Here is a 15,439-nt window from a genome sequence, read left to right as displayed (position 1 = left end):
GTCAGAACTCGTAGCGGCCGCTGAGGTAGTAGCTGCGGCCCGGGTACTTCCAGACCTTGCCCATGTCGCCAGGGGTCTGCTGCCGCGTCTCGCGTACCTGCACGTTGTTCAGGTTGGAGATGTTGAGCGACAGCGAGAACTTGTCGGTGAAGGCGTACGACATGCCGCCGTCCCACTGGCCGTAGGCCTCCTGCCACAGCGGCAGGCCCCACCAAGCGTCCCTTGCGCCCGCACGTGCCGGGTCGGCGCTGGTGCCATTGTTCTCGCGGTTCCCGAAGGTGCCGACGCTCTTCAGCGAACGGCTGTTCCAGTTGTACGCCAGCCGCGCCGAGAACCCGTCGCGGTCGTAGCGCAACGCGAAGTTGGCGGCGTGCTTGGCCAGGCCTTCAAGCGGCATGTCGCCGAACGGCACGCCGTTCGTGTCACAACCGGACAGCTTCACCGGGTCGGTGCCGATCGCACTGCTGGCCGGGCAGTAGATCAGCCCGGAGGTCTTGTACAGCTCCTTCTTGCTGTCGATGTAGGTGTAGTTGGCCGAGAAGCCGATGCCCTTGGCCCAGGTCGGCAGCTTGTCCTTCAGCGCGTCGAAGTGGTCGAGGTAGGTCTCGGCGGCCAGCTCGAGACCGGCCACCTTGCCGCGGGCCGCGTTCTGCGGACCGGTGATCACGAAGGTCTGCTCGTTGCCGGCCAGGCTGGTGAAGGTGCGCGTGTAGGCACTGTCGTAGATGATGTCCTTCACGTCCTTGTAGAACGCGACGGCAGTGAGGGCCTGCCCGTTGCGCGGGTACCACTCGAGCGAGAGGTCGACGTTGTCGGCCTTCAGTGGCTTGAGCCTCGCGTTGCCGGTGTTCTCGCCGGTGTAGGTGACCTGGTTGGTGGCGCTGTTGTGCTTCTGCTCGAGCTTGATCGATTCCTGCAGCTGGTTGAAGCCCGGGCGGTACATGCTGCGTGCCACGGCGATGCGGCTGATCAGCTTGTTGTCGCCGCTCAGGTTGAACTTCAGGTTCATCGACGGCAGCACGTCGACGTGGCTGTCAGACACGTCGACCTTCTCGTTGATCGGGCCGAAGCGCGGCAGGTCGGGCGGCGTCGTGCTCGAATAGTTGGGCGTGAAGACCGTGTAGCCATGGGCCACCGCCTTGCTGTAGACCACGCGCACGCCGACGTTGCCCTCCACCGGCACCTTCCACTCGTCGAAGCCAAAGCGCAGGTTGCCGTAGACCGCCTGCGTGGTCTCGGTGTGCCGGCTGGTCATGTTCGGATTGAGGCCGTACTGCAGCGTGGGGTCGAAGGAGAAGCTCTGCGGATCGCAGGTGCCCGAACCCTTGTCGCGCACGCCGTCCAGGCATTGCTGGTACCGCACGTCCCCGACCAGCTTGGCGTAGGCGGCCGGGTAGTCCCCGGTCAGGGCGACCGTCGGGAACACCACGTTCGGAAGCTGACCGAACTGGCCGGCGTGGAAGTTGTTGAAGGCGTAGACCTCGGTCGGCAACTGGTAGCGCGGGTCGTTCAGGTAGGCGAGGCTGCCGCCGCGCTGCCACCCGTAGTCGGCCTGGTTGGGAAGCTGGCCAGGCACCTGCGTGGTCGTGACGGCCCACGGCTCGGCGATCGACTTCCACCCGGTGCTGCCCGTGTCGCCGGCGAAGACCGCGGCCTGGCGCTCCGAGGCCTTGTGGCTGGCGCGGTAGCCGAAGCGCAGGTCGCGCAGCACCGGGTCCTCGAACTTGAACTTGGCATCGACCTTCCAGGCAACCATGTCCGCGTCACCGCGGAACTGCTTGGGCTGGATGACGTTCCAGTAGTAGTTGCCGGGGTCCGCCAGGAAGTCACGCGCCTTCTGGTCGAAGTCGATGCGCAACGGTCCGCTGCCCGGCACCGACAGGTCCATGCTCGGCACGAAGGTGCCGAGCTGGATCTCGCGGCCGATGGTGTCGAACTTCGAGCGCACCCATTGCAGGTCGTTCTGCAGCGACCAGCGGTCGTTGATGTTCCATTTGAAGTTCCAGGCCAACTCGGCGGTGTTGGTCTTGTGCTCGTTGTAGGAACGGGTCGTTCCCATGCCCAGGCCACCCTCTGCCCAACGATTCGCACCCAGGCCGCCGACGGGATAGCGGTAGTGGCCCGCCACCAGCACGCCGCGGTCGTCGACCACCGGGTTGTCGATCACCGAGCCGTAAGGCGTCTCGAACTGCGACAGGCTGCGGTACATGCCCGCGCCGGTGTCACGCTCGCGCCCCTTCGTCAGGAAGTAGGTCAGCGACGACTGCATGTCGTTCTTCTTCCACTGCAGCGCACCGTAGAAGCCGACACGGTCGGACTTGCCGACGTTGTTGGACCAGCTCGCCCCGTCCGGCACCCAGGCGGTCCGGCCGGGGACCACATCGGTGCGCGGGAAGTAGGCACCCAGATCGACCGACTCCGACGCGTAGGTGGAGTTGTTCATGCTCAGGTCGACCAGCACGCCCCAGCGACCGGATTCGGCTTCCCATTGCGTCGAGTACAGGCCCGACAAGGATGGCGATGACTTCTTCGTCGTCTGCTCGTAGGTGCTGCCGAAGGAGACGTAGCTCTTGGTGCCCTTGTAGTCGAAGGGCAGCGCCGTGCGCAGGTTCACCAGGCCGCTGACGCCGCCTTCGATCTGCTCGGCCGACGGGTTCTTGTACACGTCCACGCCGGACATCAGCTCGGTGGGCACCGCCCCCCAGCTCAGGTCACGGCCCGGCCAGCCGGCGGAGAAGATCTCGCGGCTATTGAGGTTCGACGCGCCCCAGGACAGGCCACGCACCTTGATGCCCGAGCCCTCTTCCGAGTAGTGCGTGGCGTCGATGTCGATCGTGCGCTGGCGTTGCACGGTGACGCCCACGACGCGCTGCAGCACTTCGGTGATCGAGCGGTCGGGCAGCTTGCCCGCCTCTTCGGCGACGACCGAGTCGACGATCTCCTCGGCCTCCTGCTTGATCTTCTGGGCGGTCTGAAGCGCCTGGCGCTGGCCGGTGACCACCACGGTCGTCGGATTCGCTCCGGGCTTCGGCGTCGCCGTTTGCGCGTACGCCAGGCCGGTGCCGCCGAACAGGGCGATGTGGGCCACGGCCAGGGAGATCGCGGTCCGCTTGGGTTGTCTCATGTCTCGTCTCTACTTTCTTTGGGCAGGCGCTATGACGATCTCTTCGGGCGTTACTGGATGGTGATCGCGCCGATGACCGACAGGTCGGAGGCGTAGAAGTCGCCATCCGAAGCCGCTGACGTGTCGCTGTTGATGTCCATCAGCCGCAGCCGCACGCGCACGACGTTGGACGACTTGATCAGCTGCACGGCCGAATCGCGGGCCGGCTTGAACTTGTCGAGCGCCGCCTGGTAGGCCGCCAACGCGGCCACGATGTCCGACGGCCCGGTGCCCCAGGGATTCGGCAGCGTGCGAACGTCGTTGTCGAGCGAGGCGGTGCTGACGCCGGCGATCCCGCAGGCCTCGGTCACCGCGAAGTTGCCGAGCGGGAGGCCGTAGCTTCCCACCTGGGCAATCGGCCAGAGCAAGGTGCTCACGCTCACGTTGCAGCCGTTGTTGCGCTTGCCGAGGTCGAGCTGCACCACCACCGGCTTCTTCGCCTTCAACAGGCCCTCGTTGACGCCGAGGTTGATCGCCAACGCGGTCTCGGTGGTCACCTGCAGCCCGCCGGTGGTGTCGCCGGCGCTGTCGAAGCCGCTGAGCCCGGGCGCGAAGATGTCGATGGTGTTCGAGCTGGCATGCCAGCCGCCCGGCGTCCACTTCGACTTCGGGATGTGCAGCGCCGAGGTGAACACGCGCTGGTCGGCCGACACCGCGCGGAAGCAGGTGTCGTCGCTGTTGCCGCACCACTCCCAGCCGCCGCCGACGATGCTCGACCAGGGATTGGCGCTGACCGCGCCGCCCTGCTTGGTAGTCAGCGAACTCGAAGAGCCCTGTCCGGCCCCGAGGATGCCGTCGGCCACGATCAGCGGGTCGACCGCGATGAAGCCGGCGGCCCGGCCCTCGTTGTGGTTGGCATCGCCGGCCTGCGTGGCGATCACTGCGCACGAGCCTTTGCCGAGCACGCGAAGCTTGTCGCCTTCGAGCGTGCACACGCCCGGCGTGCCGCCGGAGAGCGTGACCGGCAGCCCCGAACTGGCCTTCGCCTTCAGCGTGATGTCGCTGGTCTGGCTGCTCAGCACGTAGTCCGGTGCGTCGATCGCGATGGTCTGGCTGCGCTTGAGCACGTTGAACAACTGGCTGACGTCTTCCGCCTTCGCCCACTTGACGCCATCGGCGCTGGTGCCGCCTTCCTGGCTGGCGACGATGCGGCATTCGCCCGTCGTCAGCAGCGTCATCTGATCACCGGTGACCGTGCAGATCGTGGGTGTGGTCGACTGGTACGAGACCGGCAGCCCCGAGGTGGTCGTGGCCTTGAGCTTCTGCGGCGGCGACAGCAGCGTGCCGCCACCGGGGTAGTCGAAGGTGATGAGCTGCAGCCGGCCTTCGCCGCCGCTGCTGCCGCCGCCACCGCCACCACAGGCCGCCAGCAGCACGCCGCAGGCGATGGATACCAGGGTCATGCGCCCCGGCCGAAGCTCTTGTCTCACGGTCATTCTCCTTTTCTCGTGACGCACCGAGCTGCCGGGCCCGCAGCGTCGCCGTCCACATCAAGCTCGGGCGTCCGCGCAGGCAGCTCGTCGCCTCTGCTCGGCACTTGATTTGCCCATAAATCACTTTCGAAGCAGCATAGTTCGATCGACGAAGGAATGAATACATGGCAAACACCTAGTCGCCGACCAGGTTGACGCGCTTATCTTTCGTTCCCCGCTCGAACTAACAATCCGGAGCCAACCGCACGTGCGCAGCGGAAAGACTGCGCCACTGCGGCGTCCCGCCATCACACGAACCACCCCGAGGAGCACACGCCTTGACCCGGCCGGAACCCGCCGCCCCTGCCATCGCCATGGCGCCGCTGCTGCCGCGGCGGCGGCTGCTGCTGGGCGCCGCATGCGCCGCAGGCGGGGCGGTGGTCCACTCGGCCCCGGCGCCGGAAGCGCCCATGGCCGCCCTGGAGCCGAAGGTGCCCACTGCCGCAAGCTACCAATGGCACAGCGTGCCCTTCGGCGCCGGCGGCTTCGTCACCGGCTTCCTGTTCCACCCTCGCGAGCGCGGCCTGCTGTACCTGCGCACCGACATCGGCGGGGCCTATCGCTTCAATGACGCGGCCCAGGCCTGGGTGCCGCTGCTCGATCACCTGTCGAAGGCCGATGCCGACCTGATGGGCGTGCTGAGCCTGGCCGTGGACGTCAACGACCCCGACCGGCTCTACGCCGCCTGCGGCCTGTACCTGGACGAGCGCGTGCGCCGCGGCGCGCTGCTGAGCTCGACCGACCGCGGCGCGAGCTGGCAGGTGCATGAGCTCGGCATTCACCTCGGCGGCAATTCGCCCGGCCGCGGCTCCGGCGAGCGGCTGCAGGTGGACCCGCACGATGGTCGCGTGCTGTGGCTGGGCAGCTCGCGCGACGGGCTGTTCAAGAGCACCGACCGCGGCCGCAGCTTCCGCCCCGCCGGCCTCGCGGCGCGTCATGTGTCCTGCGTGCTGCTCGATCCGGCCAGCGGCACTCCCGGCAACGCCTGCGGCACGCTGTACGCGGGCAGCCACGACCAGCCGGGGCTGTATGTCTCGCACGACTTCGGCCAGAGCTTCGAGCGCGTGGCCGCCACCCCGCGCCAGGCGCCGCAGCAGGCGGCCTTCGGGCCGGACGGTGCGCTCTACGTCAGCTTCGCGCTCGGCGAGGCGGCCGTCGCCTGCAATCCAAGCTACGCGCGCACCGGCAGCGTGTGGAAGCGCGACACCGACGGGCGCTGGAGCGAGATCACGCCGGAACGCCCGGCAGCAGGCCCGGGACCCGGTCGGCGCGGCTTCGGCTACGCGGGGCTGGACATCGGACCGCACGGCCGGCTCGTGGTCTCCACGATCGAGCGACATGGCGAAGGCGACGAGATCTTCCTGTCCGACGACGGCGGCGCGCAATGGACCGCGCTCGGCCCGCACTCGCGTCACGAGGCCGGCGGCCATCCCTGGTTGCAGGACTACATGCGCAGCGAGCGCAACCTCGGCCACTGGACCTCGGCGGTGCGCATCGACCCGTTCGACCGCGACCGCGCGCTGTACGGTACCGGCTACGGCGTGTGGCAGACGCGCCGGCTCGGAGCGGCCGCGCAGGGCGGCCCGGTGCCGTGGGTCTTCACCGTGAGCAACCTCGAGGAGACCGCGACGCTGGAGATCCGCAGCCCCGCGGCCGGCGCCCGCCTGCTCGCCGCGGTCGGCGACGTGGCCGGCGGGGCATGGAGCGATCCCGCGCGTCCGCTCGGCAGCGGCTTCTTCACGCCGACGAAGGAGACCAACCGCTCGATCGACTTCGCCGAGCTCGCGCCCGCGATCATCGTGCGCACCGGCGACCGCCCGGCGCGCGGCCACTGGTCGGACGACGGCGGCCGACGCTGGCAGTCCTTCGCGACGCCGCCGATCGCAGGCCGCGGCCATACCGGCCGCATTGCGGTCTCCGCGCGCGGATCGGCCTTCGTCTTCGCGCAACGGGGCGAGGCGGTGTGCACGCACGACCGCGGCCTGAGCTGGTTGCCGTGCCGTGGCTGGCCCCAGGTCGGCGACGAGGTGCTGCCGCCGGTGGCCGACCGCGCCGCCGACGGCGTCTTCTACGTCCACGACCGCGACGGCGGCCGCGTGCTCGTCAGCAACGACGGCGGCCGGCACTTCGAGCCCTTGCTGACCGAGCTGCCGCGGCTGCGGCGTGACGACTTCTCGCAGCTGATCAGCGCACCGGGCGCCGAAGGCGCGCTGTGGCTGGCACTGCACGACCGGCTGCTGCACCGACCCGGCCCCGGGCTGGCGCCGCGCACGATCGCGGCCGTCGACGAAGCATGGATGGTGGCACTCGGGCGCGGCGCGGCCGGCGCGGCCCATCCCCACAGCCTGTACCTGTGGGGGCGCGTGCACCAGGATGGCGGCGCCGTCGAAGGCCTGTTCCGTTCCGACGACGGCGGCGAGCGCTTCGTGCGCATCAACGACGATCGCCACCGCTACGGCCGGCTGCTGTCCATGGCCGGCGACGCGCGCGAACACGGCGTGCTCTATATCGCCCCGCATGGGCGCGGCGTGGTGGCCGGCCGCCCCGCCGCCGCGCGCTGAAGCCGCTCATCGGCCACCAAGACGTGCACCCAAGCTCATCGCGCCGGTGTACCATTCCAAACCGCTGATTTATTGTTAAATTACACGTGAAATTCACTGACGGACAATGGCTGCTGCAGCCCGGGCTGGCAGCGCACTACGCGGTCGAGGCCTACGACATCCAGGCCTTCGACGACCGGCTCGTCGTGCTGGCGACGACGCGCCCGATCAAGCACCGCGGCGACACGCTCGCCGGCCCGGTGCTCACGGTCACCCTCAGCTCGCCGGCCGAGGGCGTGCTGCGCGTCAGCGTCGCGCACTACGTCGACTCCGAGCCGCCGCGCCTGCACGTGCCGATGCCGGGCGCCGGCCGGCCGGCGGTGCACATCGAACAGGACGAGCACCGCGCCACCCTCACCAGCGGCGCGATCAGCGTCGACGTCCACAAGGGCGAGGGCTGGCGGCTGAGCTTCCGCGAAGGCGACCGCGTGCTGACACGCAGCGACTGGCGCGGCCTGGGCTACCTGCAGTGGGGCGACAAGGGCAACTTCCTGCACGAGCAGCTGACGCTGCAGGTGGGCGAGAACGTCTACGGCCTCGGCGAGCGCTTCACGCCGTGGGTCAAGAACGGCCAGGTGGTCGAGAACACCAACAAGGACGGCGGCACCGCCTGCGAGCAGGCCTACAAGAGCGTGCCCTTCTACTTGAGCAGCCGCGGCTATGGCGTGCTGGTCAACGAGGCCGGCCCGGTGTCGTTCGAGGTGGCCTCGGAGAAGACCACCCGCGTGCAGTTCAGCCGCGCGGGCGAGAGCCTGGACTACTGCGTGATCGCCGGCCCGACGCCGAAGCACGTGCTGCAGCGTCTCACGGCCCTCACCGGGCGGGCGCCGCTGCCGCCGGCGTGGACCTTCGGCCTGTGGCTCACCACGTCGTTCACGACGCAGTACGACGAAGCCACCGCCACGCACTTCATCGACGAGATGGCGCGCCGCGAGCTGCCGCTGTCGGTGTTCCACTTCGACTGCTTCTGGATGCGCGAATTCCAGTGGTGCGACTTCCAGTGGGATCCGCGCGGCTTCCCCGATCCCGAAGGCATGCTCGCGCGCCTGCATGCCAAGGGGCTGAAGATCAGCCTCTGGATCAACCCGTACATCGCGCAGAAGTCGCCGCTGTTCGCCGAAGGCGTGCAGGCGGGCTACTTCCTCAAGAGGCCCAACGGCCTGACCTGGCAGACCGACCTGTGGCAGCCGGGCATGGCGATCGTCGACTTCACCAACCCGGCGGCAGTGGCCTGGTACCAGGGCCACCTGCGCCGGCTGCTGGCGATGGGCGTCGACTGCTTCAAGACCGATTTCGGCGAGCGCATCCCGAGCGAGGGCGTCGTCTACCACGACGGCTCCGACCCGGTGGAGATGCACAACCTCTACGCGCTGAAGTACAACGAGGCGGTCTTCGAGCTGCTGCGTGAAGTACGCGGCCCCGACGAGGCCGTCGTCTTCGCCCGCTCCACCTACGCCAGCGGCCAGCGCTACCCGGTGCACTGGGGCGGCGACTGCTGGAGCAACTTCGAGTCGATGGCCGAAAGCCTGCGCGGCGGCCTGTCGCTGACGAGCTGCGGCTTCGCCTTCTGGAGCCACGACATCGGCGGCTTCGAGGGCAAGCCGCCGCCGGCCGTCTACAAGCGCTGGATCCAGTTCGGCCTGCTGTCCTCGCACAGCCGGCTGCACGGCAGCAGCTTTTACCGCGTGCCGTGGCTGGTGGACGAGGAAAGCTGCGATGTGCTGCGCGCGTTCACGCAGCTGAAGCACCGGCTGATGCCCTACCTCTACGCGAAGGCGATCGAGGCCACCGAGACCGGCGTGCCGCTGATGCGCGCGATGGTGGTCGAGCATCCCGACGACCCGGCCTGCGCGCCGCTGGACCGCCAGTACAAGCTCGGCGAGTCGCTGCTGGTGGCGCCGGTGTTCACCGACAGCGGCGAGGTCGACTTCTACCTGCCGGGCGCCGGCACCTGGACCGACCTGCTCAGCGGCGAGAAACGCGCCGGCGGCCGCTGGCTGCGCGAGACGCACGGCCACATGAGCCTGCCGCTGTACGTCGCGCCGAACACCGTGCTGCCTTGGGGCGCCGACGACCAGCGGCCCGACTACGACTACGCCCGCGGGGTGGTGCTGCGCGTGTTCGAGTTGGCCGACGGCGCCCGCGCCGGCTTCACCGTGCCGACGGTGGACGGCGGCATCGCCGCGCGCGGCGAGGTGCGGCGCGAAGGCAGGCAGTACACCGCGGTGATCAGCGAGGGCCGGCTGCACGACTGGCGCATCGAGGTCGACGGCCGGCGGGGTCCCGTGCAGGCCGGCGGCGACACCGCCAGCCTGGACGTCTGACGATGCGGCAGCCGGCCTCTCGCGCGGGCGCCACGGTGCTGCCGTGGCGCGCCCTGCGAGTCCTGTCAACGCTCGGATCGCTGCTCGGCATCACCGTGCTGCTGCTCGGCGCGGCCGGGCCCGCGCTGGCGGCCGAGCGCGAGCGCCTGTCGCTCGACACCGGCTGGCTGTTCCAACACGGCGACGTGCCCGCGCCGCCGGTGAAGGGCCACGGCGCCAGCTACCACCAGGCCAAGGCCGGCGGCGCCGTGGGCGCCGCCGCGCCCGACTTCGACGACTCGAGCTGGCGAAAGCTGGACCTGCCGCACGACTGGGCGATCGAGAACCCGCTCGACCGCAACGAGAACGCCTCGCAGGGCTACCGTGCGCGCGGCTTCGGCTGGTACCGGCGCAACTTCCAGCTGCCGGAATCGGACCGCGGCCGCCACATCGAGGTGCAGTTCGACGGCATCGCCACGCACAGCACGGTGTGGGTCAACGGCATCGTCGTCGACCGCAACTTCTCCGGCTACAACGGCCGCAGCATCGATGTCACGCCTTTCGTGCGTTATGGCGAGGACGTCAACAGCATTGCCGTGCGCGTCGATGCGCAGGCGCAGGAAGGCTGGTGGTACGAAGGCGCCGGCATCTACCGCCACGCCTGGCTGCTCAAGCGGGATGCCCTGCACATCGCCACCGACGGCGTGCATGCCAACCCGGTGCTGAAGAACGGCCGCTGGACCGTGCCGGTGGCGGTGGACGTGCGCAGCGCGGACCGCGGCGCGCGCGAGGCGGTGCTGCAGGTGCGCCTGATCGACCCCGCCGGCGCCACCGTGGCCCGCGGCAGCCAGCGCGTGCGCGTGGCTGCGCTGGCCACGCAGACGGCGACGCTGGAACTGGCCGTGCCGCGGCCGCAGCTGTGGTCGGTGAGCGATCCGCGCCTGTACAAGGTCGAGGCGGTGCTGCGCGGCGCCGCGGCCGCCCCGGCCCGTGAGCCCGCCCGGCCGCCCGAAGGGCGAACACCGGAGGGCGCAGCCCGAAGGTTGTCCAATGAGCCCGCCCGGCCGCCCGAAGGGCGAACACCGGAGGGCGCAACCCGAAGGTTGTCCAATGAGCTCGACCGCGCCGAGTTGCACACCGGCTTCCGCACGATCCGCTTCGACGCCGAGCGCGGCTTCTTCCTCAACGGCCAGCCGCTGAAGCTGCACGGCGTCTGCATCCACCAGGACCACGCCGGCGTCGGCGTGGCGGTGCCCGCTGCGATCTGGGAATTCCGGCTGCGGCGGCTGAAGGAGATGGGCGTCAACGCAATCCGCTTCGCCCACAACGCCGTGGCACCCGAGGTGATGGACCTCACCGACCGCCTGGGCCTTCTGGTGATGAACGAGAACCGCAACTTCAGCGCCAGCGCGGAGGTCACGGCCCAGCTCGAGTGGCTGGTGCGGCGCGACCGCAATCGCCCGAGCGTCATGCTGTGGTCGATCTTCAACGAGGAGCCGCTGCAGAGCACCGAGCAAGGCCTGGAGATGGCGCGGCGCCTGGTGGCCAGCATCAAGCGCCTGGACCCGACGCGGCCCGTGACGGCAGGCATGCACGACGGCCTCTTCGCCGAGCGCAACGCCGCCCAGGCGCTGGACGTGGTGGGCATCAACTACCAGATCTGGGCCTACGACCGCTACCACCGCGAGCACCCCGGCCGGCCGCTGCTGAGCAGCGAGGACACCTCGGCCTTCATGACGCGCGGCGCCTGGGCCAGCGACCCGCAGGCGCAGGTGCTGGCCGGCTACGACGAGGAGCCCTCGTCGTGGGGCGCGACGCATCGCGAGTCGTGGAAGCAGATCGCCAAGCGACCGTTCCTCGCCGGCGCCTTCGTCTGGAGCGGCATCGACTACCACGGCGAGCCCACGCCCTTCGAGTGGCCGAGCGCCAGCACCTTCTTCGGCGCGATCGACCTGACCGGCGCGCCGAAGGCGGCGTTCCACGTCCGCCGCGCGCACTGGGTGAAGGACCGCACAGTGGTGAAGGTGCTGCCGCACTGGAACTGGGCCGGCCGCGAAGGCCGGCCGGTGAAGGTGATGGTCGCCAGCAATGCGCCGCGGGTGCGGCTGCTGCTGAACGGCCAGGCCGTCGGCGAGCAGGACGTGGACCCGATCGACATGGTCAGCTTCCAGGTGCCCTACGCGCCCGGCAAGCTCGAGGCGGTGGCGCTGGGCAGCGGCGCCCAGGCCGGCCGCGAGCTCGGCCGTGACGGGGTGGAGACCACCGGCGAGCCGGTGCGCCTGGTGCTGATCCCCGACCGCGCGATGCCCGACCTGACCGGCGCCGCAGGCCGGGCCGCGCTGGCCGGCGACGGCCGCGACGCCATCGCGGTCGTGGTCAGCGCCGTCGACGCGCAGGGCCGCGCCGTGCCCACCGCGAACCTCCCGGTGCGCTTCGAGGTGGCGGGCGCGGGCCGGCTCATCGGCGTGGGCAACGGCGACCCGAACTCGCACGAGTCGTCGAAGGCGCCCGAACGCTCGCTGTTCAACGGCCTGGCGCAGGTGATCCTGCAGAGCCGGCGCGACAGCCAGGGCACGCTCACTTTGCGCGCCAGTGCGCCGGGGCTGCAAGGCGCCGAGCTCGTGCTGCCGGTGCAGCAGGCCGCGCCGGTCGCTGCGGTGCCGGTGGCCGAGGCGATCACCCGGGTCGACGGCTGGCGCATCTCGGCGCCGCAGGCCGAGCGTCCCGACCCGAACCAGGTGCTGGCGGGCAACGACATGAACAGCTGGGGCTGGGGCACGCCGCCGATCAGGCAGACACCCGAGGCCGGGCCCTGGCGCGCCTACCGTGCCAACCTCAAGCTGCGCGCCGACCGCAACGACGGCCGCGGCCGCCTGGTGTTCCGCGAGATCGTGGGCCAGGCCGAGGTGTGGGCCGACGGCGTGAAGCTGGGCGAGAAGACCGCCTTCGAGGCGAGCCCGCTCACCGTGCCGATCGTCGCCGGCTCGGGCTGGCGCACGCTGACCGTGCTGGTGCGCGCACAGGCGGGCCAGCCCTCCGGCCTGACCGGCCGCGTGTTCGCCGAGGTCGGATCGCCATGAAGTGGCTTCCGGTCGTGCGCGCGGCCCTGCTCGGCGCAGGCCTGCTGGCGGCCAATGCGGCCTGCGCCATGCGCACCGCCGCCTTGCTGGACGGCCCCTGGCGTTTCCACCGCGCCGACGTGGCGGGCGCGGCCGAGCTGACACTTGACGACGACGCCTGGCAGCGCGTGACGCTGCCGCACACCTGGAACGCGCCCGACGGCGAGGTCGGGGGCCCCTACCACCGCGGTGCCGGCTGGTACCGCCGAACCATCGACCGGCCCGTCAGCGCGACGCCCGGCCGGCGCCGGTTCCTCGAATTCGACGGCGCCACGCTGGCCGCCGACGTGTGGGTCAACGGCCGCCTGGCCGGCCGTCACGAAGGCGGCTACGCGCGCTTTCGGATCGACATCACGCCGCTGCTGAAGCCTGGCCGCAACCTGGTGGCCGTGCGGGTGGACAACGGCGCCCTGAAGCACGTGGCGCCGCTGGGCGGCGACTTCACCGTCTTCGGTGGCCTGGTGCGGCCGGTGCGCCTGATCGAGACCGATGCCGCGCACATCGAGCTGCTGGACCACGGCAGCCCGGGCGTGACGGTGGACACCGAAGCGCTGGTCGCCGCCGCGGCGCGGCTGAGAGTGCATGTCGACCTGCGCAACCACGGCGCCGCCGCCGCACGTGCGCTGCAGCTCACCTTGCGCGATGGTGAAGGCCAGGTCGTGCTGCGCCAGCACCAGCCGGTGCAGCTCGCCGCCACGGCGCCGCACCGCGCCAGCGTGCTGCTGCACGTGCCCAAGCCGCGCCTGTGGCAGGGCGTGCACGACCCGCACCTGTACCGCCTGCAGGTCGAGCTGCTGGATGGCCGGCGCGTCGCCGACAGCGTGCAGCTGCCGATCGGCCTGCGCCGGTTCGACGTCGATCCGCAGCGCGGCTTCCTGCTCAACGGCCGGCCCTACCCGCTGGTCGGCGTCAACTACTTCCACGCCGGCCGGCCCGGCCGCGGCGTGGCGGTGGGCGATGCCGAGGTCGACGAGGACCTGCGCATCCTGAAGGAGATGGGCCTGACCGCGCTGCGCCTGGTGCACTACCAGCATCCGCCGCGCGCCTACGAGCGCGCCGACGAGCTGGGCCTGGTGCTGTGGACCGAGATCCCGCTGAACGCGCAGATGCAGGAGACGCCCGCCTTCCGCGACAACCTGCACCAGCAGCTGCGCGAGCTGGTACGGCAGAACCGCCACCATGCCTCGGTGGCGGTCTGGGGCGTCGGCAACGAGGTCTACCGCGCCGACGAGCCGATCACCCGCCTGCTGGCCGAGCTGCACGCGCTGGCCAAGCAGGAAGACCCCTCGCGCCTGACCAGCTACGCCCACTGCTGCGCGCCGGACGATCATCCGATGGCGCTGCAGACCGACCTCGCGTCGTACAACCGCTACTGGGGCTGGTACGACGGCCAGTTCGCCGACATCGGTCCGTGGGCCGACCGCCTGCGCGCGAAGCTTCCGGCCAAGCCGATCGGCCTCGGCGAGTACGGCGCCGGCGCCAGCGTGCTGCAGCAGCAGGACCCGCCGCAGCGCCCCGAGCCCGGCGGGCGCTGGCACCCGGAGCAGTACCAGGCGCTGTTCCACGAGACCTATGCGGCCGAGATCTCGCGCCGGCCCTTCTTCTGGGGCAGCTTCGTCTGGCTCGGCTTCGACCATGCGTCGGCCGGCCGCCACGAGGGCGACGCCAACGGCATCAACGACAAGGGCCTGGTCACCTACGACCGACGGTACCGCAAGGACGCGTACTTTCTCTACCAGGCGCACTGGTCGAAGACGCCGATGGTGCACATCGCGAGCCGCCGCTTCAGCCCGCGTCCGGCCGGCGCGGTGACGCTCAAGGCCTACAGCAATGCACGCCGCCTGACGCTGGAAGTGAGCGGCCGAGCGGTGGGCACGGCCGCGGTGGTGAACCGCATCGCGACTTGGCCCGGCGTGGTGCTGGCGCCGGGACGGCAGCAGATCGCCGTGCGTGGCGACCACGGTGCCGGCGACCGCGTCGAGTGGGAGGTCACGCCATGACCGCAGGACGGTTCGCCCGCGCGGTGCCGGCGCTGCTGCTGGCGCTGGCCGGCTGTGCCGGACCCGTCGCGTCGTCGCCGCCAGTCACGACGGATTGCGAGGCCACGGCGCTCGGCACCCACCGCACTTTGGTGCTGCCGCGCGAGGGCGCCGCCTACGGCCGCGTGCAGCACGGCCCGCTGCCGCTGGTCCCGCGCGAGGTGGTGCTCACGTTCGACGACGGCCCGCGGCCCGAGACCACGCCGCAGGTGCTGCACGCTCTCCAGGCCGAGTGCGTCCAGGCCACCTTCTTCATGAACGGCGAACCGCAGCGGCGTCACGCCGCGCTGGCACGCCAGGTGCAGGCCCAGGGCCACACCGTGGCCATGCACGGCTTCCGGCATGTGAACTTCGCCGACCTGGCGCCGTCCGACCAGCGCGCCGACCTGCAGGCGATGCGCGAAGCCCATCGCGACGTGCTGGGCGGCGAGGCGCCGGCCTGGCGCTTTCCCTTCCTCAGCGAATCCGCGGCCCTGCGCGAGCGCCTGCGCGAGGAGCGGATCACGGTGATGTCGGTGGACGTGGGCATCGAGGACTGGGTGCCCGGCCAGACGCCGGCCATGCTCGCCGACCGCCTCATCACCCGCCTGCGCGAGCGGGGCGGCGGCATCGTGCTGCTGCACGACGCGCAGGACCAGACCGCCGCGGCGCTGCCGCTGCTGCTGCGCCGCCTGAAGGACGACGGCTGGCGCGTGGTGCACCTGCAATGGGCCGAGCGCTGAGCCCGGCCAACGTTTCTCCCA

7 protein-coding genes are annotated in these 15,439 nt (G+C 70.5%); 5 read left to right on the top strand and 2 right to left on the bottom strand.

Features of this window, described 5'->3' with window-relative positions; genetic code table 11:
• Nucleotide 1 precedes the first annotated feature (1 nt).
• Together HLB44_RS32285 and HLB44_RS32280 are read right to left on the bottom strand one after the other, a co-directional pair.
• Nucleotides 2–3,124 carry a TonB-dependent receptor gene (locus HLB44_RS32285; protein ID WP_173133369.1) on the bottom strand — a complete coding sequence of 1,041 codons (3,123 nt, stop codon included), beginning with the start codon at nucleotides 3,122–3,124 and terminating at the stop codon, nucleotides 2–4.
• A gap of 50 nt (nucleotides 3,125–3,174) precedes the next feature.
• Nucleotides 3,175–4,593, bottom strand: a complete 1,419-nt coding sequence (locus tag HLB44_RS32280) for a hypothetical protein (protein WP_173133367.1) — start codon at nucleotides 4,591–4,593, stop codon at nucleotides 3,175–3,177.
• Between the two features lie 320 nt (nucleotides 4,594–4,913).
• On the opposite strand from HLB44_RS32280, the gene HLB44_RS32275 reads away from it, so the two are divergent.
• The 5 genes from HLB44_RS32275 to HLB44_RS32250 all read left to right on the top strand — a co-directional run bounded on the left by HLB44_RS32275 (nucleotide 4,914) and on the right by HLB44_RS32250 (nucleotide 15,418).
• Entirely contained in the window at nucleotides 4,914–7,196 is a 2,283-nt protein-coding gene (locus tag HLB44_RS32275; protein WP_173133365.1) for a beta propeller repeat protein, read from the top strand.
• 86 nt (nucleotides 7,197–7,282) lie between these two features.
• The gene (gene yicI, locus HLB44_RS32270) at nucleotides 7,283–9,559 is read left to right on the top strand and encodes an alpha-xylosidase (RefSeq protein ID WP_173133363.1); all 2,277 of its coding nucleotides are present in this window, start codon (nucleotides 7,283–7,285) and stop codon (nucleotides 9,557–9,559) included.
• Between the two features lie 2 nt (nucleotides 9,560–9,561).
• Nucleotides 9,562–12,618, top strand: a complete 3,057-nt coding sequence (locus HLB44_RS32260) for a glycoside hydrolase family 2 TIM barrel-domain containing protein (RefSeq protein ID WP_246312594.1) — start codon at nucleotides 9,562–9,564, stop codon at nucleotides 12,616–12,618.
• Complete coding sequence (locus HLB44_RS32255; RefSeq protein ID WP_173133347.1) at nucleotides 12,615–14,657, top strand: glycoside hydrolase family 2 protein; 2,043 nt, start codon at nucleotides 12,615–12,617, stop codon at nucleotides 14,655–14,657. Before HLB44_RS32260 ends, HLB44_RS32255 begins: the two co-directional genes overlap by 4 nt.
• Nucleotides 14,654–15,418 carry a polysaccharide deacetylase family protein gene (locus HLB44_RS32250; RefSeq protein WP_173133343.1) on the top strand — a complete coding sequence of 255 codons (765 nt, stop codon included), beginning with the start codon at nucleotides 14,654–14,656 and terminating at the stop codon, nucleotides 15,416–15,418. Before HLB44_RS32255 ends, HLB44_RS32250 begins: the two co-directional genes overlap by 4 nt.
• Nucleotides 15,419–15,439: the final 21 nt, after the last annotated feature.

This window comes from Pseudaquabacterium terrae (assembly GCF_013266755.1).
GTDB lineage: Bacteria > Pseudomonadota > Gammaproteobacteria > Burkholderiales > Burkholderiaceae_C > Pseudaquabacterium > Pseudaquabacterium terrae.
The sequence above is the reverse complement of the archived record's forward strand: the minus strand, read 5'-3'. Positions and strand labels throughout refer to the sequence as shown.